Here is a 19,493-nt window from a genome sequence, read left to right on the forward strand (position 1 = left end):
CGCCCCCAACGCGCACGCTCATCCGATCTTAGGCGGGGAAGGCGGCCGTTCTTCCCGCTCATCGGTGCGATCGGCCTTGTCTACCGGTACATCAGCGGGCAGCCGTTCTGCCGCGCGTTCGATTTCCTCGTTGATTTCCTCTTCGGGCAACGCCTCGTCGGGCAGCCCATGGCGGTCCTGATCGATCTGCGCCAGTTCTGCATCGATGTTCTCGGCCGGTTCGGTCAGGTCCGGATCCAGGGTGCTAGGCACATTGCCGCCCGTGGCCTCCACGGCGCTGCGTGCATCGCTGCTGGCCTGGATCGCGGCTGTGCGCTTGCGCCGCTTTGCCTCCGCGCCCGGCGTGGACGCCGCGGAGGCCTGGCTGTCGGCGCGTCCACCGGTTCGTGCGATCTTGCTCATTTGTGCTCCTTGTCCTTGTGCCGTCAGGTGTTTTCGACCGGCGGCTCCTTCGCATCCGGATTTCCGCCGCCATGGCGCACGGATGGCGGCTCGCCGTTCTCGTCCGGGATGTCATGTTCGCGTTCCACGTCGCGGCGGCGATCCTTGCCCGGCTTGCCGCGTTCGTGTTCGACGTCTGGCCCCTTGTGGGTCGTGCGTCTGGAATCCTGCTGGTTGTCATGCTCGTGCTGGCGGTGCGTGTTCATTTGCTATGCGCTCCATTGATACTGACGATACTGACCTGGGCCGATCCATCCGAACCCTCAAATCCTGAATCCTCGATCCCTTAGTCCGTGCGGGCCTTCAATTCGTCAGAGACGGCCGTGACACCGCGCACCCCCCGGGCCGTTTCCATCACGCGCGCGCGCTGGGCGTCGTCGCGTACAGTCCCTTCGAGCCGCACCACGCCATCGGTGGTGCTAACGCGGATGTTGGCTGGCTCGAGACCCCGTGTCGCTGACAGTCGAGACCTGACCTCCGTGGTGATAGCGCGGTCCGTAGTCGCCTCCGTGTCGCGGGGTGCAACCGTGCGGCCAGGCGACGACGGGGCCGCCGGCGGATCGGTGGGCGCCCCATTGGCGATCGTGCCAGCGAACAGCAGCGCGGCTGCCACGGCCGGAACAACGAGACGTGAATTGGCACGCAGACGGATGTTCATGGCGAAGTCCTCCGAAATCCGTGGCCGCGGCTGGCACCGCACATGGCACAGCCAGTGGGGCCGGGCTGATCGGGGCCACCCTGCCATATCTCTGCAAGCACCGTTCCCGCTTGGCGGCGCCGCCCAGCGCGAGGGAAAGTGGCGAGGACCGAACCACGCAGCAGTACTTTTTACAGCGGCTGCAGAAACTGCATGGGCAACGTACGCCGCGTACGGACGCGCTGGGAGGGGGGAGGCTAGCGGTCTGGCGCCGGCCCGGCGGTGCCGTGGCGCGGCACTTGCGTGCAGCCACGCCTATAGTGAAGAGAGATGCTGGCCTTGGACCGCAAGCGGCGTGGCGTCCAGGCAGCCGGCCGGGGGGAACGGCTCACCGATCGCGAGGAAGCTATGAATCTGGCCGGCGTCCTGTCTTCCCTTGTTCTTGCCTCGTCCGTGGCGGTGTCTTCCACACCTGTGGAGCGCCAGTTGCTCGCCATCACGCCAGCGGACTTTTCCCATCGCTTCAACACAGTGGCCCACGACACGGGCTCCGGCCTGACGCTGCCGGCCTTCCACACCAAGGCAGGATGGCACAAGGCAGCGCCCAGCACGGGCGTGTCGGTGCTGGTACGCGCGAGCCGGTCCGGCTACGCGCTCGACGAAGTCGTGGTGGTGTGCCAGGAGGTGGAACGCTGTTTCCTGACCATCTGTACCGCCGCGCTGGCGATCGACGAATCGATGGATCCACGCCTGCTGCAGCGCTTCATCGTTGCGCGCATTTCAACGGAGCTGGGCGAGGTCGGCCTGGTGATGTCGGGCCTGGCGTACATCGTGGTCACGCCGAAGGCAGATGATTACGTGGCGCTGGTGATCCGGCCGTACGTGCCACAGGACCAGGGTGCATCGCCAAGCCAGGCGGCAAACAGCAAGCCGCTGACGCCGATTGCGGCTCGCCGCGCACCGGGTGTGCCGCGGTCGATGTGAAACGGGGGTCAGCCCTGCCGTAACAGTAGCGCGACAGGAAGCGCGCCGAGCACGTGCTGGATCCTCAGGCCGTCCGCGGCGAACGCTTGCCCGGTGAGGGCGTCGACCCAGCAGCGCGCCTCGCCCGTGCCCGTGTCAATCCTGGTTCTGCCCCAGCGCGCCGGTGGCACAAGGGGAATGTCCGCCACCAGCGTAGCCCCCAGGCGGGAAACGACCGTCAACGCTTGCTGTTCGCCCAGCGTGCGCGCGAACGCCAGCACATGGTCGGCCAGCGGTCCTTTCGCCGCGAGCGGCTGGTAGTCCCCGTCCCGAAACAGCGCTTCGTGCGCACGGCGTGCCGCCAGTACATGGCGCACGATCTGCTGCTTGATGCGCCCGTCACGCCAGTCCGCCAGCCATTCAGCCCAGCCCGCCGGGCTTTCCAGTTGCACCTGCAGCCGTGCGTAGTCGACCGGGCGCCGGTTATCCGGATCGACGAGGCTCAAGTCCCAGTCTTCGCGCCCCTGGTAGCGGTCCGGCACACCCGGCGCCGTCAGCTGGATCATGACCTGGGCCAATCCGTTCATGGCACCGGCCGGGGCCACGCGCTGGACGAACTGCCCGATCCGCGCGAGCAGGCCGCCATGCGGCCACCCGACCGCCAGCCCGCGCAGGAAGGCGTCGCAGGCGGCTTCGTAGGCGGTGTCCGGCATAGTCCAGTTGCCATGCAGCTTGGCCTCGCGAATGGCCTTTTGCTGCCATTGGGCGATGCGATCGAGAAACGCCTCCAGCGCGCCATCGCGCCCGAGCGCGTCGCGCGGCATGGGCCAGGCGCCAAGCATGGACTGATACAGCATCAGGCGGTCTGCCGGATCCGGCACCTGCGGCAGCGATGCCAGCAGCGCGGCAGCTTCGACTTCCCATGCCCGCACGGCCGCCGCCCATTCCTGCGGCACCTCGCTCAGTACCGCGAGGCGCATGCGCGCATCTTCGCCACGCTTGTGGTCGTGCGTGGCGGTGGCGAGCATGGCATGGGGAAAGGATTGCTGCCGCCGACCCATGGCTACATGGAAGTCCGTCACGGACAGTGCCATGGTCGCCGGATGGCTGCCTACCTCGTTGCGCGACAGCAGCGGGCCATAGCGGTAGAACGCAGTGTCTTCGCCGGCCTTGGCGGCCAGCGCTGGCATCAGTTGCTGCAAGCGCCGCCGGACCTGCGCCGGCGCGCTGGCATCTGGCTCGCGCGTCCGCAGGCAGGCCAGGATGAAATCGAGCGCGGCAGCCTGTTCGGGCGCCAGGGTTTCGCGAGCGGTGCTGGCCGCTTCGTCTAGCATGGCCTGCTCGGCACGCAGCGCAGCCGCGTCGCGCCGGGCCGGCTCGCCGCTCATGTAGCTGCGATAGACCGGGATGGCTTCGAGCCAGCCCGTTAGCGCCCGCGCCAGCGCCGCACGCGTCAGGTCCCGCGTGGTGGGATCGGCAGATGCGTACGCGTGCAGCCGCGCGCACGCGGTGTCAAACTCGGTGACAAGATGGTGCCGCAGGATCTGACGGCGCGCATCCGCCACGGCGACGGGGTAGCTGTCGGGGCGTCCGCCGGCCTGGCGCCACAAGGCATTGAGCGCAGCGGGGCCCGCCTCGCTGTGCAGTACGGCGGCAACCTCGTCCATGAAGTCGTAGCCGGTGGTCCCGTCCACGTGCCAGTCCGCAGGCAGTATCTCTCCCGGCGCCAGGATTTTCTCTATCACCAGCCAGGGACGATGGCCGGCATGCTGGTCCAGGCAATCACGCAGCTGTCGACAATAGGCCGCCGGATCGGCAAGCCCGTCCACGTGATCGACACGTACGCCGTCAATAACCCCTTCGCGCAGCAGCCGGAACACCAGCGCATGCGTGGCGGCAAATACAGTGGGCTCTTCCTGCCTGATGCCAACCAGGTCGCTGATCTCGAAGAAGCGCCGCCGGTTGAGCGCGGCTGCAGCGGTGCGCCACCACGCCAACCGATAGTGCTGGCGTTCCAGCAAGGCATGCAGGTGTTCGCGGCCGGCCTCGTGCGTGGCATCGAACCACGCGGTGTCCATCATGGCGTGCCGGGGCAGGCTCTCCGGCGCAAGCGGGAAGTCGTGTTCGAAATAGCGCAGCGATGCCGCGCCGCTTGCCGAGGTCCACACCACGCGCAAATCGCCGCGCGCGAGCGTTTCCCAGTACGGATGGCCGAGTATGGGAACCAGCACCTTGCCGTGCAGCGTCGCATCGGGGGGCTGCCAGTCGATATCAAAGCACGCCCTGTGCTGGCTGTCCTGCCCGTGCGCCAGGACGTCGCGCCACCACGCGTTGTGCGTGGCATCGGCAGCCATGTGGTTGGGCACGATATCGAGGATCAGACCAAGTCCCGACTGGTGAGCCCGCTGTGCCAGCGCGCGCAGTGCGGCCTCGCCGCCAAGGGCCTCGCGCACGCGCGTGAAATCGGTCACGTCGTACCCGTGCGTGGAACCTGGGCGTGCGTCGGTCACCGGAGACAGGTAAAGGTGGCTCACGCCGAGCGCGGCGTAGTAGCCCACGACCCCGGCCGCGTCCGCCAGCGTGAAGCCGGGGTGCAGCTGCAGCCGCGCCGTGGCGCGCGGCGGCAGGTGTGCGTCACGCGCAGCCGGTTGCACCGGCGCGTCAGCGGGCGCCGCCGGCGCCATGGGCTTGCTCGCCATGGCCGGACAGGATGGCGATGCAGCTCATGGCCGGCAGCGAACCGCCGGCGACGGCATCCGCGTGGCCGCTGGCTGTTTCGTGGAGCACCGCGTAACCCGGCGCGGGCGGCTGGCAAGCCGCGACATGCTCGCCCAGGTTCACCCAGATCGACAGGCACGTGCCGTCGCCCAGGCGCCAGCGTGCGCGCAGCGCCGCTGGTCCGAGCACATCGACGCCCGAAATGCGCGCGCGCGGCAGCCGGTGCATGAGCCATTCGCGCCGGATGGCGAGCAGCCTGCGGTAGTAGCGCGTCCAGTCGTTCTCCACATCCATCGGCGGGCGCGAGGCCTCGAATGTTGCCGGGTCGTTCGGGTCGGGAATCTCTAGCGCCTGAGATTCGTCGCGAAATGCGGCCATGCCCGCGAATTCCTGCCTGCGCCCCTGGCGGACCGCCTCGGCCAATTCCGGCGGATGGCTTGTGAAGTAGTAGAAGGGCGTCTGCGCGCCGCATTCCTCGCCCATGAACACCAGCGGCACCTGCGGGCAAAGCAGTTGGAGGGCGACTGCCACGCGCAACGCATCCGGATCAGCCAGGGTAGCCAGCCTGTCGCCGAAGGCCCGGTTGCCGATCTGGTCATGGTTCTGCAGGAAGCTCACAAAGGCCGTGGGCGGCAGGTGGCCACTGGGCTTGCCCCGACGGACCGGCCCCTGCGCAGGATCGCATTCCGAGCGGTACGGCGACACTTCACCCTGGTAGGCGAAGCCTTCGCGCAGTACGCGGGCAAGGTGCCTCAGCGGTGTGTTCTGGCCTGCATTCTGGCTGGTGTTTGCCGGGCGCCCCGGGGTTGCGCCGTAGTCGCGATAGTAGCCGTCCTGTTCGCCGGTCAGCAGCACATGCAGCGCGTGGTGCGCGTCATCGTTCCATTGCGCATCGAAGCCCGCGGACAGCAGCGAGGCGTCGTTGTGGTCGTTTTCGAGCACCAGGTGGACATGGCGTCCTTGCAAGCCGTGCAACGCCCGCAGGTCCGACGGCAGCGTGGTGAGCCAGCCTTCGTCGTCGATCGCATGGACGGCGTCCAGGCGCAGGCCGTCGAAGCGGAATTCTTCCAGCCAGTAGCGCGCGTTTTCGGTAAAGAAGCGGCGCACTTCGCGGCGGCGGAAGTCAAGGGCAGGGCCCCACGGCGTCTGCCGGTCTTGACGGAAGAATGCGCTCGCATAGTGATGCAGGTAGTTGCCCTCCGGCCCGAAATGGTTGTACACCACGTCGAGCAACACCATCATGCCGAGGCTGTGGGCTTCATCGACCAGTGCGCGCAGGTCGTCAGGCTTGCCATAGCCGGACTCGGGGGCGAACGGCAGCACGCCGTCGTAGCCCCAGTTGCGCGCGCCGGGAAACTCGGCCAGCGGCATCAGTTCCACGGCGGTGAAGCCGAGCGCGGAAAGGCGCTGCAACTGCGCCATGGCTCCCGCATAGCCGCCGCACAGGCCGACGTGCAGTTCGCAGATGACGGCCTCGTGCCACGGTCGCCCACGCCAGTCGGGACACTTCCAGGGATAGGTCCGGGCCTTGGGCTGGCACGCGACGCTGGGGCCGTGCACATCGTTCGGTTGCCACCGTGAAGCCGGGTCGGGAAAGGTAGTGCCATCATCGAGCCGGAACCAGTAGCGCGTCCCGTCGGCGCACGGCACTGCAGCGCGGTACCAGCCGTTCTCGCAAGCCGTCATCCGCACCGGGCCCATGCCGGCGATTTCCAGTCGCACCGACTCCCCGCGCTGGGCGGCGTCCGGCGCCCACAGCCGAAAGCCGATGCGGCCTTCAGGCAGCCACACCGGTCCGAAGGCATAACTGTGCGGATCGTCGTTGGCGGCGGGCACCTGCGGAGCGCTGGCCGAGAAGCTGTCCAGTGGCGCCAGCCGCGGCGTGGCCGAGGTTGCACCGGTGCCGAGGAAAAACGAAGTGAGGTTCAAGATCAGCTCCTGGGCCTGAAAGGATCGGTTCCAGTGGGAGAAAATTGCCGCAAGCCGGTGGGATGTTGCGAACTCCATGCCAGGTGGCGGCCGCTGCGCGGGCCGGCACCGGGGCCGGCTGCGCACCAGCCGGCATGGCGGGTTCCAGTACGGGGTTGTAGAAAGTGCATATGCCTACCGGACTTTGCTCACCGCGCGTATCCGGCTGTCCGCCTGGCGCGGGGTGCCCCCGGCACGGTGCAGCAGGTGGACCGGCACGGGGTCGACCTTCCAGATCCGGCCGCAGTATTCGCGGATGGCACGGTCCGACGAGAAGCGGCCTGAGCGCGCGCATGACAGAACCGACATGCGCTGCCAGCGTTGCGGCCGCACATAGGTCTCGCACACGCGCTGCTGGCATTCGACATAGGCGCCGAAATCGGCCAGCAGCAGGTAGGGGTCATGCCGCAGTTGCGCATCGAACAGGCCCCGGAAGACGCTGGCATCGCCATGCGAGAAGAAGCCCTGCTGGACAAGGTCGATGACCGCGCGCAGTTCGTCGTTGCGGTGGTAGTAAGCCGCCGGGTCGTAGCCGGTGGCACGCAGTGCGTAAACCTCGGGGGCGGTCAGTCCGAAAGCAAAGAAGTTGTCAGGGCCGATCGCCTCGCACAACTCGATATTGGCGCCGTCCATGGTGCCGATGGTCAGCGCGCCGTTCATCGCGAACTTCATGTTGCCCGTGCCCGATGCCTCCTTGCCGGCCAGCGAAATCTGCTCCGACAGGTCCGCCGCCGGGTAGATGCGTTGCCCGTACGTGACGTTGAAATTGGGCAGGAACACCACCTTGAGCCGGTCGCGCACCTGCGGGTCGCGGTTGACCACGTCGGCCACGCTGGTGATGAAGCGGATCATCAGCTTGGCGTATTCGTAGCCCGGCGCCGCCTTGCCGCCGAACAGGAAGGTGCGCGGTGTCAGGTCCAGGTCCGGGTCGGACTTGATGCGGTGGTACAGCGCAATGATGTGCAGCACCGCCAGGTGCTGGCGCTTGTACTCGTGGATGCGCTTGACCATGACGTCGAACATCGACGACGGGTCGATGACCACGCCCGTGCAATCGCGCACCAGCTCGGCAAGGGCCACCTTGTTGTCGCGCCGCACGGCCTGCCACTGCTCGCGGAAGCCCGCATCGTCGGCAAATGGCTCCAGGGCACGCAGCCGCTCCAGGTCGGTGACCCACTCATCACCGATGGCATCGGTCACCAGCCGAGACAAGCGCGGGTTCGACAGCGCCAGCCAGCGCCGCGGCGTGACGCCATTGGTGATGCTCGTGAACTTCTCGGGCCACATCTCGTGGAAATCCTTGAGCACGTCTTCGCGCATGAGGCGCGAATGCAGTTCGGCCACGCCGTTGATGGCATGGCTGCCCACGCAGGCCAGGTGCGCCATGCGCACGTGCCGTTCGCCGTGTTCGTTGATCAGCGACAGCCTGGCCAGGCGCGAGTCGTCGCCATAGAAGCGGATGCGCGCTTCTTCGAGAAAGCGCGCGTTGATTTCGAAGATGATTTCGAGATGCCGTGGCAGCACGCGGCCGAACAGCGGCAGCGGCCATTGCTCCAGCGCCTCGGGCAACAGCGTATGGTTGGTGTAGGCGAATGCTTGGCAGGTGATGTGCCACGCCTGCTCCCAGGGCAGGTCGTGTTCGTCCACCAGCAGCCGCATCAGCTCGGCAATGCCGACGGCGGGATGCGTGTCATTGAGTTGCACGGCGAACTTTTCATGGAAGCGTGATACCGGCATGCCATCGGCCGCGAGCAACCGCAGCATGTCCTGCAGTGAACACGCGACGAAGAAGTACTGCTGCTCCAGGCGCAATTCCTTGCCCTGCTCGGTCTCGTCGTTCGGGTACAGCACCTTGGTCAGGTTTTCCGACGTGATCTTCTTGCTGACCGCGCCGAGGTAGTCGCCGCGGTTGAAGGTCGGGAAGTCGAAGGCCTCGGTCGCGTCGGCGCGCCACAGGCGCAAGGTGTTGACGGTGTTGACGCGGTAGCCCAGGATCGGCGAGTCGAACGGTACGCCGATCACCGTCTTGGCCGGCACCCAGCGCACGCAATAGTGCCCGCGCCCATCGGCATAGTGCTCGGTGTGGCCGCCCAGGCGCACCTGTACCGCCCATTCCGAACGCTGGATTTCCCACGGGTTGCCATTGCGCAGCCAGCTATCGGTTTTCTCGACCTGCATGCCGTCGATGATGGCCTGCTGGAAGATGCCGTACTCGTAGCGGATACCGTAGCCGAGCGCCGGAATCTCCAGCGTCGCCAGCGAATCCATGAAGCATGCCGCGAGCCGGCCAAGGCCGCCGTTGCCGAGCCCCGGTTCGATCTCCTGCGCCAGGATCTGATCGAGATCCAGGCCGAGCGCCTGCATCGCGGCCTGCACCTCGCTGTAGATGCCGAGGTTGATCAGGTTGTTGCCCAGATGCGGGCCCATCAGGAATTCCGCAGACAGGTAGGCCACCGTGCGCGACGGCTGGTCCAGGTAAGCCTCCGACGTGCTGATCCAGCGCTGCACCAGGCGGTCGCGCACGGTATGCGCCAGCGCCTGGTACAGGTCGTTCTGGCTCGCATGGTCCGGTGGCTTGCCCTGGGTGTGGAACAGGTGATCCAGGAAAGCGCGCCGGATCGTGGCGCTCGAGAGTGCGGTGCGGGTATCGTCGGCATGCTCGGGCCGGTTGGCGTCCGTCATGAACGACCTCCGTAGCGTGATGGTTCAGCGCTGGCGCGGCGGGCCGGGAACCCGGCCGTGACGCACGGCCTGTGCCCGGGTGCGCATTGCCGGGGCGTCAAAGAGCCGGCGTACGTCCGCGTCAAGCCTGCGCTGCCAGTTGGGGTGGCCTGCCGTGGTCCCGGGCAGGTTCGCCTGCTCGGACACGCCAAGCAGGTCTTCCACCGGCAGCAGGCGCAGCGGCGTGCGCGTGCGGCCCAGCCAGGCCAGCACGGCGTCCAGTGGCGGATGCTCCGGATCGGGCGCCGTCCCGCTGGCCAGGCCAGCATCGCACAGCGCCTGCCACAGCGCCGTGCGCTCGCGCACACGGGCGGCGTGTACGCCTTCCGGCGTTTCGTCCTGCGCCAGCAGGCCCAACTGCTCGCGCCATGTCAGGTCCCGGCCTTGCCACCAGCCCGCGACCGTGGGCAAGTCGTGCGTAGACGTGGTGGCCACGGCGTGCCGCGGCCACGCTTCGGCGGGCAGGAACGGCGGCGTGTCCGTGGCTGCAGACGCCGGGCTGTCGTTGTCGTCCGGTTTCAGTGTTTCGCGCTCAAACCACAGCACGTCGATGCCCAGCACGCCGCGCCCGGCGAGTGCGCTGTCCAGATGCGCCGGCACCGTGCCAAGGTTTTCGCCGATGATGATTGCGTGGTGCCGCCACGATTCCAGCGCCACCAGCCGCAACAACTCCTGCATCGGGAAGGCGAGATAGGCGCCGTCGCGCGCGGAGGCGCCAGCGGGCACCAGCCACATGCGCGCCAGCCCCAGCACGTGGTCGATGCGCAAGCCGCCCGCATGCGCCAGGTTGGCACGCAGCATCTCGATGAACGCCCCGTAGCCGCGCTGGCGCAGCCTTCGCGGCGAAAATACGGTGACGCCCCAGTCCTGCCCGTGCGGGTTGTAAACATCGGGCGGCGCGCCCGCGTGGAAGCCCGGCAGTATGTCCTGCTGGCGCGACCACGCCTGGCTGCCGCCGTGATCGGCGCCGACTGCGAGGTCGCCGATCACGCCAATGGCCATGCCAGCGTCCCGCGCCGCGCGCTGCGCCCGCGCCAGGCCGTCGTCCGCGAGCCATTGCAGGAAGATGTGGTACTCGATCTCCTGCGGATGCGCGACTGCGAACGCGGTCACGGCTGCATCGGTCGGGGACCGCAGCGTCACGGGCCAGCAACGCCAGTCCGCGGAGCCGTTGGCGTTCATGGGGTTGGCTGCCTCGCCGAGGCGGCTCGCCTGGATCGCCTCATAGCACGCGTGGTCGTGCAGCGCCGTGCCGCCGCGTGCACGGAACGCGGCGCACGCATCCAGCGACGCTTGCGGCAAGAGGTGCGCACGGTGCTGCCATAGCCAGCGCAACACCGAAAGGCGCAGGCGCGAGATGTTCGCCCAATCGATCTCGCTGCGCGACTCATGCTGCGCGAATGCCGTGCCGACGTTAAGCGCCGCCATCGCGCTATCGACCGCTTCCTGGCCGAATGCCGCCGCCGGGTCGGCGTAGAGCGGGTTGTGGAACAGCCGGCTGGACGGCGAGTAAGGGCTGTAGCGATCCGGCAGCGCGGCAAAGCCAGCATGGAGCGGGTTGATTGCCACCGCATCCGCGTGCTGGCGGGCAGCGGCCTCGCAGCACTGTGCGAGCGCGGTCAGGTCGCCCATGCCAGTCGGTGCGCCGCGACGCAGCGCATAGAGCTGCACGGCCAGGCCCCATGCGCGTTCGCCCGCTGTGCGGCGGCCGGCTTCGCGCAGTGCGTCCTCCACGCCGAAGCAGCGCGGCGGGGCGACGGCCAGGACGGTCTCCGCCTCGCCGATGTGCAGGCAGTGGTAGCCACACACGGCCACGGGCGACAGGCGCAGCGTCCCGTTCCCGGCAGGCTGCGCGGTGCCGTCGAGGTGGCTGCCGTCCTCGAGTTGGATCCGGTACGGCCTGGCTTCGGCGCCATTGGGCCAGGGAATATCAATGGGCTCACCCGGGTCCGCCGTGATCAGCGGGGGCAGTCCCAGCGCGGCGTCTTCCGCATCGAGGCGTGCGCCGGAGGCCCGGCATTGCGCGGGCGTGTCGCAGGACAGCGCCAGGCCCTGCAGTATGCGCCGCAGTGCGTCGTCCGGAACCTGTTGCGGCCGGCCCCAGGCATCGAGCCAGCGTGGCTGTACGCCGACGTGCACGGCGAGCGCATGCAATGCGTCTGTATCGGAGGGGGTCTTGGGGCTCATGAGGCGGCCTCCTGCGGTGCGGCGCGTGCGGGCTCTGCCGGATGATCGAAGCGTTGTGGCGCGGCCTGCGCCGCCAGTAGCACCAGCGAATGGGCAGGCACGGCCTGCTCCGTGATGGCATTCGACGGCCGTCCGGCTTCCGCCTGTGGCTGGCTGCTGTCCAGTACCAGTTGCCAGGCGAGTGCCGGTTCGGGTAGCCGGAACACGACGTCGGTATCGCCGGCGTTGAGCAGCAGCAGGGTCACGTTGACCGGACCGGGCTGTCCTTCTCGTGTCGCGCGGTGGGCAAGTTCGAGGCGTTCCGAGCGCGGCGGCGCTGCCGCGCGGCGCAGCGCCAGCGTGCGGATCTCCGGGTCGGCCCACGCTTCCGGGCTCGGTGGTTGCCCCTCGGTATCGAACCACGCAATGTCGCCGATCCCCGGTGCGGGTTCCTGATTGCCGTGGGAAAAGTGGTTGGCGCCGAGTGAGGGCAGCCGCAGACGCAACGCGAGCAGGCGGCGCACCATCTGCAGCAGCACCTGTCCGCGCGGCGTCTGGGCTTGCTTCCAGTCCAGCCACGACATCGCGTTGTCCTGGCAGTACGCATTGTTGTTGCCCTGCTGGCTGCGGCCCCATTCGTCACCGGCGGTCAGCATCGGGGTGCCCTGCGCCAGCAGCAGCGTGGACAACATTGCTTGCGCGACACGGGCGCGCAGCGCCAGGATGGCGGGATCGTCCGTGGGGCCTTCGACGCTGCCGTCGGGGCTCCAGTTGGCGCTGTAGTTGTTGTCGGTCCCGTCGCGGTTTTCTTCGCCGTTGTCGTCGTTGTGCTTGCCGTTGTAGCTGACCAGGTCCGCCAGCGTGAAGCCGTCATGCGCGGTGATGAAATTGACGCTGGCCCAGGGCCGCCGGTGGCGCCGGTCGAACAGGTCGGCCGAGCCCGACAGCCGCGCCGCGAGCTCGCCGCGCTGGCCCGAGTCGCCCCGCCAGAAGCGGCGCACGGTGTCGCGAAACTTGTCGTTCCACTCGGCAAAGCCGGGCGGATGGTTGCCGAGCTGGTATCCCCCCGGCCCCAGGTCCCACGGTTCGGAGATCAGCTTGACGCGGCTCAGCACCGGGTCCTGCAGGATTGCGTCGAAGAACGAGGCGCCGGGGTCGAAGCCGTTGTGGTCGCGGCCCAGCGTCGCACCCAGGTCGAAGCGGAAGCCGTCGACATGGAAGCATTGCACCCAGTAGCGCAGCGAATCGAGCACCATCTGCAGCACGCGAGGATGGGGCAGGTTCAGCATGTTGCCGCAGCCGGTGTCGTTGAGGTAATGGCGTTCGTCGCCGGGCACGAGCTGGTAGTAGCTGGCATTGTCGAGCCCGCGCCAGGACACCGTCGGCCCGAGTTCGTTGCCTTCGCAGGTGTGGTTGTAGACCACGTCCAGGATCACTTCGATACCCGCGGCATGCAGGCGCCGCACGGCGACCTTGAGCTCGTGAAGCTGGTCCGTCGCCAGGTACGACGGCTCCGGCGCGAAGTACGACAGCGTGTTGTAGCCCCAGTAATTGCGCAGGCCGCGTTCCAGCAGGAAGCGGTCCTGCAGGATCGCGTGTATCGGCAGCAGCTCGACGGCGGTGATGCCCATGCGCAGCAGATGGTCGAGAAAGCGCGGGTCGCACAGTGCGGCAAACGTGCCGCGCTGGTGCGGCAGCACATCGTCGCGCAGCATCGACACGCCGCGCAGGTGGGCTTCGTAGATGACCGTGTCCTGCCAGGGCACGCCGGGCGGCCGGTCGTCGCCCCAGTGGAAGCTTTCGTCGACGACCACGGCCTTCGGCATGGTCGGCGCGCTGTCGCGGCGGTCGGGCGTGAGGTCGGCGCGCGCACTCTGCAACCGGTAGCCGAACAGGGCATCGGACCAGCGCACCGGCCCGCTGAGTCGTCGTGCGTACGGGTCCAGTAACAGCTTGTGCGGGTTGAAGCGGTGCCCGCGCGCGGGGTCGTAGGGGCCGAACGCGCGGAACCCGTACAAGGTGCCAAGCGCAGCATTGGGCAGATAGCCATGCCAGATCTCGTCCGTGCATTCGGGCAGCGGCATGCGCGCCAGTTCCTTGCGTCCGTTTGCCGAGAACAGGCACAGGTCGATGCGCGAGGCATTGGCTGAGAACACGGCGAAGTTCACCCCGAGACCATCCCATTGCGCGCCGAGCGGATAGGGCTTGCCGGGAAGCAGGCGGTCCGGAACCTGAAGCGCTATGTTCATGCCTGCGTTCCGGCGTGCTGCAGGATCACCGTGGCCAGCGGCGGCAGCGTCAGCAAGACGGAGGCCTCCTGTCCATGCGATGGCACCGGCTCGGCGGTCACGGCACCGCCATTGCCCAGGTTGCTGCCGCCGTAACACGCCGCGTCGGTGTTGAGCCGCTCATGCCAGCAGCCTTCGGACGGCACGCCGATCCGGTAGCCGTACCGCGGCACTGGCGTCATATTCGTGACGGCCAGCACGACGTCTCCGCTGCCGGGCGCCGGACGGCGCAGCCACGCGAATACACTGTTCTGGTGATCGTCGCCGACTACCCACTGGAAGCCGGCGGGCGAATGGTCGAGTTCATGCAAGGCAGGCAACTCCCGGTAGAGCGCATTGAGGTCGCGCACCAGCGTGTGGACGCCGCGGTGCATCGGATGGTCGAGCAGTGCCCAGTCGAGCTCGGCGTCGTGGTTCCATTCCTGCCACTGGGCCAGTTCACCGCCCATGAACAGCAGCTTCTTGCCCGGATGGGCCCACATGAAGCCGTAGTAGGCGCGCAGTCCGGCGAAGCGCTGCCAGTCGTCGCCCGGGCACTTGCGCAGCATCGAGCCTTTGCCGTGCACGACTTCGTCGTGCGACAGCGGCAGCACGAACGCTTCCGACCACGCGTAGACGGTGCCGAACGTCATGTCCTGGTGGTGCCACGCGCGGTGAATCGGATCCAGCGACAGGTAGCGCAGCGTGTCGTGCATCCAGCCCATATTCCACTTGAAGTCGAAGCCGAGCCCGCCGCTGGCCGCGCTGGCTGTCACGCCAGGCCACGCTGTGGATTCCTCGGCAATGGTGAGCGCGCCGGGGCAGCGTTCATGCACGACGGTGTTGAGTTCGCGCAGGAAGGCGACTGCCTCCAGGTTCTCGCGTCCGCCGAAGCGGTTAGGCACCCATTGGTCGGGGGCGCGGCTGTAGTCGCGGTAGAGCATGGAGGCCACCGCATCGACGCGCAGGCCGTCGACGTGGAAGTGTTCGAGCCAGTGCAGCGCGCCCGCCAGCAGGAAGCCGCGCACTTCGTTGCGCCCAAGGTTGTAGATCAGCGTATTCCAGTCCTGGTGGAAGCCTTCGCGCGGGTCTTCGTGCTCGTAGAGCGCGGTGCCATCGAAGCGCGCCAGCCCGTGTGGATCCGTCGGGAAATGCGCGGGTACCCAATCGAGGATGACGCCGATGCCGTCGCGGTGACAGCGATCGATAAAGGCCGCGAACGCCTGCGGGGGTCCCAGTCGCGCCGTGGGCGCGTAGAGCGACAGCGGTTGGTAGCCCCACGAGCCGCCGAACGGGTGCTCCGTCACGGGCAGCAGTTCGATGTGCGTGAAGCCCAGTTCGTGGACATAGGGGATGAGCCGGTCGGCCAGCACCTCCCAGCCGCGTGCCGGGTCGTTGGCCGCGCGCAGCCAGGAGCCGACGTGGACCTCGTAGATCGACAGCGGCGCCGCATACGGATCGACGGCATTGCGCAGGCGCATCCACTCATCGTCCTGCCACGCGAACGGAGGCGCGGAAACCTGCGGCTGCGTCACGACCGATGCCGTTGCTGGCGGCGCCTCGGTCGCCAGCGCGAGCGGGTCGGCCTTGTCGGGCAATTGCGCGTCATGCGGGTCCAGCAAGTCGAACTTGTAGCGGCAGCCGGGCCGCGCGCCCATGGCTTCGGGAATGAAGAGTTCCCAGACGCCGCTCGGGTGGCGCAGCCGCATGGGATGCCGCGCGGGCTGCCAGCCGTTGAAATCGCCGATGACCGACACGCGCCGGGCGTTGGGCGCCCACACCGCAAAGCGCACACCCTGGACGCCGTCCACGTTGCGCCACTGTGCGCCAAGACAGGCCCCAAGCTCGAAGTGCCGGCCTTCGGCAATGAGGTGCAGGTCCAGCTCGCCCAGCAGCAGTCCGAACGCATAAGGATCGTGGCTCACCTGCTGAGTGCCGTTGTGCCAGCGGACCAGGAGCTGGTAGACGGAGACCCCGGCGGGCAGGCGGCCGGTGAACACGCCGCCCGCGTGCAGCGGCGTCATGGGGGCCAGCGGTTCACCCCGCGAATCGGCCAGCATCACGGAGTGCGCCCCGGGCACGCAGGCGCGCACGATCAGCGTATCGCCGTCGCGATGCGGGCCCAGAATCGCAAACGGATCGCGATGCCGACCTTCAACCAGCGCGCCCAACTCGCCGTCGGATATGGTTTGCGTCCGTCGCTCGGGCGGCCGGGTGTCGACTCGGTTCATTGCGCCTCCAGGTTTCCGGCCATGAGCTTGCGCACCATGCGCGCGAGCCCGCTGGCCGGAAGGTCGATCCAGGCGACGCGATTGGCCGCTTCATATTCGACTTCGTACGCAGCGCGTTCCAGCAGGAACAGATCGAGTAGCGGCTGAAACTGCGCGTTGTCGGCCCACGGCGTGCCGGAGGCCTCCATATGACGCCGGTAGCAGCCCAGGAAGGCGTCGCTGGCGGTTTCGCGGAAGCGTTCGAGCAAGCCGCCGCGGCGCTCCGCTAGCGCGGGCGGCAACTCCGCGTGGGTGCGTTCCTGCCGGTCCGTGCCAACGGTCGCAGCGGCGTAGTCGATCGAACGCAGCAGCCCCGCAACATCGCGCAGTGGCGAGGTTTTGCGCCGGCGCCAGTCGAGTGGCTGACCCGGCTCGCCTTCGAAATCCACCAGGTAGGTGTCGTTCTGCGCAATCAGCACCTGGCCCAGGTGGAAGTCGCCGTGGAATCGTGTCTGCAGGCTGCCGGGCGCGGCTGCGGCAAGCCGGTTGACCAGTGCGGGCAGGGCGTCGCGCGCCTTCAGCAGCGTATCGACGTCGGCCATGAAGCGCTTGCTTGCGGATTTCGGGTCGTTCTGCGCGCGCTTTTCCAGCAATGCCAGTGCATGCGTGATAGCCGCCATGGCCTGCTCGGCCCACTGCCGCGTTTCAGCATCGGTAGCCGGCCGCGGGGCAAAGGCGGGATCGTCGGTGGGACGCGCGAGCACTGCATGCAACTCGGCCAGCCGTCGGCCGAGCGTGCCGGCCATGGTGGCGTAGCCGTTCATCGCTTCGGCGAACTCGTCCGCGCTTTCCTGCGCGGGCAGCGCGTCATCGATCACGCGACTGAGGTAGTCGAGCGTCCAGTCCCAGCCGTTGCCCTGGTTCAGGATGTAGCCCTGCACCATCATCAGCGTATGGGGCACGCCGTCCGCGCCGGTCCGGACCACCTCGCCCAGCAGGGGAGGGGAATGCGGATAACCCTGCGCCGTCAGGTAGCGCGTCATCTCCACTTCCGGATGTGTGCCGCCGGAGAGGCGCCGCACCAGCTTGAGCACGGCCGTGTTGTTGTACGCCAGCGAGCTGTTGGACTGCTCCGCTGACATCCACTGGATTTCCTCCTGCTCGGGCTGTACCGCGGACAGCCCGGGCTCGGAGCGGAAGCGGATGGTCTCCTGTGGCCCCTGCAGTTCGGCGTCTGCACGCAGCGCGCGGATGACCTCGCGCGCGAACGGTTCCAGCACGAAGCCATCCGTGGCCAGTCCTACCCGGCTGCCCTGGCGTACGCGCGCCATCGACAGCCCGTGCGCCAGCTGGGACACGCTATCGGCACTCTCGCGGTCCCACAGCACCCCAAGCGGAAGCTGGTAGCGCTCGGTACGGCCGCCGGAAAGCCTGACTTCCACTTCGCCGAGATAGATTTCCTCGCCTGTGGTGCCTTTGGTGAACGGGGCCATGTAGGCGAGTGTGGCGCGCTGGATGCTGTCGTCCTTCGCGCCGAACCAGCGCCGGCGGCGGATATAGGGCGGCAGCACTTCATCGTTGAGCATGCGGCGCGCGGCCTCCGTCAGTTCGGGCCGCCCCTTGTTCTGCAGCACGAGCGTGATCTGGTCGGGCATCTGTTCCGGGGCCGAGACGTGCCAGGCAGGCGGATGGGCATCCTCGCTGAGCACGAACCAGTAGAAGCCATAGGGGGGCAGCGTCAGCAGGTAGGTCAGCGTGCCGATCGCGGGGAACGGCGTGGCGCCCATCATCTCCACCGGCACGCGCCCGTTGAAGGCCGAAAGATCGAGTTCCACGGCCTGCGGCGCCCGCGACAGGTTCGCGACGCACAGGATGTGCTCGCCTTCGTACTCGCGCAGATAGGCCAGGATCTTGCGGTTTCCCGGAAACAGGAAGCGCAGCGTGCCCCGCCCGAACGCGCGGTGCTTGCGCCGCAGCGCCAGCATGCGGCGCATCCAGTTGAGCAGCGAATGCGGATCGCGCGCCTGCGCTTCGACGTTGACGGCCTCGTAGCCGTACAGGGGGCCCTGCAGCGGCGGCAGCACCAGGCGCTCGGGGTCCGCGTGCGAGAAGCCGCCATTGCGGTCGGGCGACCACTGCATCGGCGTGCGCACGCCGTCCCGGTCGCCAAGGTGGATGTTGTCGCCCATGCCGATCTCGTCGCCGTAGTAGATCACTGGCGTGCCCGGCATGGAAAACAGCAGGCTGTTCATCAGTTCGATGCGACGCCGGTCGCGTTCCATCAGCGGCGCCAGCCTGCGCCGGATGCCAAGGTTGATGCGTGCGCGCCGGTCCGACGCATAGACTTCCCACAGGTAGTCGCGCTCACTGCTGGTGACCATCTCGAGCGTCAGTTCGTCATGGTTGCGCAGGAAGATCGCCCACTGGCAGTCGGTCGGCAGCTCCGGCGTCTGGCGCATGATGTCGGTGATCGGGAAGCGGTCTTCGCGTGCGATGGCCATGTACATGCGCGGCATGAGCGGGAAGTGGAAGGCCATATGGCATTCGTCGCCCTTGTCGCCGGTGCTGCTGCGCCCGAAGTACTGCTGCGCATCTTCTGGCCACATGTTGGCCTCGGCGAGCAGCACGCGTCCCTGGTAGTGGGAATCGAGATGCGAGCGGATATGCCGGATCGCGGCATGAGTCTCGGGCAGGTTCTCGTTCGTGGTGCCTTCGCGTTCGACGAGGTAAGGCACCGCGTCCAGCCGCAGCCCGTCCACGCCGATGTCCAGCCAGAACCGCATGACCGACAGCACCTCGTTCATGACCTGCGGGTTGTCGAAGTTCAGGTCGGGCTGGTGCGAATAGAAGCGGTGCCAGAAGTACGCGCCGGCGACAGGGTCCCAGCTCCAGTTCGATTTCTCGGTGTCGCAGAAGATGATGCGGGTGCCGGCATAGGCCTGGTCATTGTCGGCCCACACGTAGTAGCGGCGCGCGGCGGAGCCCGGCTTGGCCTTGCGCGCGCGCTGGAACCACGGATGCTGGTCCGAGGTGTGGTTGATGACCAGTTCCGTGATGACGCGGATGCCGCGCGCATGCGCAGCCCCGACGAAGCGGCGGGCTTCGGCGAGCGTGCCGTAGTCGGGATGCACGTTGCGGTAATCCGCAATGTCGTAGCCGTCATCGCGCCGCGGAGACGGGTAGAACGGCAGCAGCCAGATCGTGTCAATGCCGAGGTCGACCAGGTAGTCCAGCTTGGCCAGCAGGCCCGCGAAGTCCCCCACGCCGTCGCCGTTCGCGTCGTAGAAGGACTTGATATGAAGCTGGTAGACCACCGCGTCCTTGTACCAGAGCGGATCCGCGTTGAGCAGCAGGGCGTTGGCGGGTTCGGTCAGGCGTTTCATCCGTATCTCCGTATGCCTT

The 19,493-nt window shown here is 67.7% G+C and carries 11 protein-coding genes; 1 reads left to right on the top strand and 10 read right to left on the bottom strand.

All coding sequences use genetic code 11. The features are described from left to right. Positions 1–18: 18 nt before the first annotated feature. The 3 genes from K2O51_RS00200 to K2O51_RS00210 form a co-directional block, all read right to left on the bottom strand. Positions 19–402, bottom strand: a complete 384-nt coding sequence (locus tag K2O51_RS00200; protein WP_011300356.1) for a hypothetical protein — start codon at positions 400–402, stop codon at positions 19–21. 23 nt (positions 403–425) lie between these two features. Further along, positions 426–647: a hypothetical protein gene (locus tag K2O51_RS00205; protein ID WP_041680192.1), complete on the bottom strand. Its 222-nt coding sequence runs from the start codon at positions 645–647 to the stop codon at positions 426–428. 80 nt (positions 648–727) lie between these two features. Then, complete coding sequence (locus K2O51_RS00210) at positions 728–1,099, bottom strand: BON domain-containing protein (RefSeq protein ID WP_220630320.1); 372 nt, start codon at positions 1,097–1,099, stop codon at positions 728–730. 387 nt (positions 1,100–1,486) lie between these two features. Here K2O51_RS00210 and K2O51_RS00215 point away from each other — a divergent pair, with 387 nt between their 5' ends. Continuing rightward, positions 1,487–2,062, top strand: coding sequence for a malto-oligosyltrehalose synthase (locus K2O51_RS00215; protein ID WP_220630644.1), 576 nt, complete (start codon positions 1,487–1,489; stop codon positions 2,060–2,062). Between the two features lie 8 nt (positions 2,063–2,070). On the opposite strand, the gene treY is transcribed toward K2O51_RS00215, so the two are convergent. The 7 genes from treY to treS all read right to left on the bottom strand — a co-directional run bounded on the left by treY (position 2,071) and on the right by treS (position 19,474). Next, the gene (treY, locus tag K2O51_RS00220; protein ID WP_011300353.1) at positions 2,071–4,725 is read right to left on the bottom strand and encodes a malto-oligosyltrehalose synthase; all 2,655 of its coding nucleotides are present in this window, start codon (positions 4,723–4,725) and stop codon (positions 2,071–2,073) included. Further along, on the bottom strand, positions 4,703–6,688 hold the full coding sequence (gene treZ, locus K2O51_RS00225; protein ID WP_049796490.1) for a malto-oligosyltrehalose trehalohydrolase: 1,986 nt from the start codon (positions 6,686–6,688) through the stop codon (positions 4,703–4,705). The genes treY and treZ overlap by 23 nt, the downstream gene beginning before the upstream one ends. 174 nt (positions 6,689–6,862) lie before the next feature. Beyond that, positions 6,863–9,409 carry a glycogen/starch/alpha-glucan phosphorylase gene (locus tag K2O51_RS00230; RefSeq protein ID WP_011300351.1) on the bottom strand — a complete coding sequence of 849 codons (2,547 nt, stop codon included), beginning with the start codon at positions 9,407–9,409 and terminating at the stop codon, positions 6,863–6,865. A gap of 24 nt (positions 9,410–9,433) precedes the next feature. Then, entirely contained in the window at positions 9,434–11,635 is a 2,202-nt protein-coding gene (gene malQ, locus K2O51_RS00235; RefSeq protein WP_220630321.1) for a 4-alpha-glucanotransferase, read from the bottom strand. Next, positions 11,632–13,863, bottom strand: coding sequence for a glycogen debranching protein GlgX (gene glgX, locus K2O51_RS00240; RefSeq protein WP_140950974.1), 2,232 nt, complete (start codon positions 13,861–13,863; stop codon positions 11,632–11,634). The genes malQ and glgX overlap by 4 nt, the downstream gene beginning before the upstream one ends. After that, complete coding sequence (gene glgB / locus K2O51_RS00245; protein WP_011300348.1) at positions 13,860–16,112, bottom strand: 1,4-alpha-glucan branching protein GlgB; 2,253 nt, start codon at positions 16,110–16,112, stop codon at positions 13,860–13,862. The genes glgX and glgB overlap by 4 nt, the downstream gene beginning before the upstream one ends. After that, positions 16,109–19,474: a maltose alpha-D-glucosyltransferase gene (gene treS, locus K2O51_RS00250; protein ID WP_220630322.1), complete on the bottom strand. Its 3,366-nt coding sequence runs from the start codon at positions 19,472–19,474 to the stop codon at positions 16,109–16,111. The genes glgB and treS overlap by 4 nt, the downstream gene beginning before the upstream one ends. Positions 19,475–19,493: the final 19 nt, after the last annotated feature.

This window comes from Cupriavidus pinatubonensis, assembly GCF_019602855.1.
GTDB lineage: Bacteria > Pseudomonadota > Gammaproteobacteria > Burkholderiales > Burkholderiaceae > Cupriavidus > Cupriavidus pinatubonensis.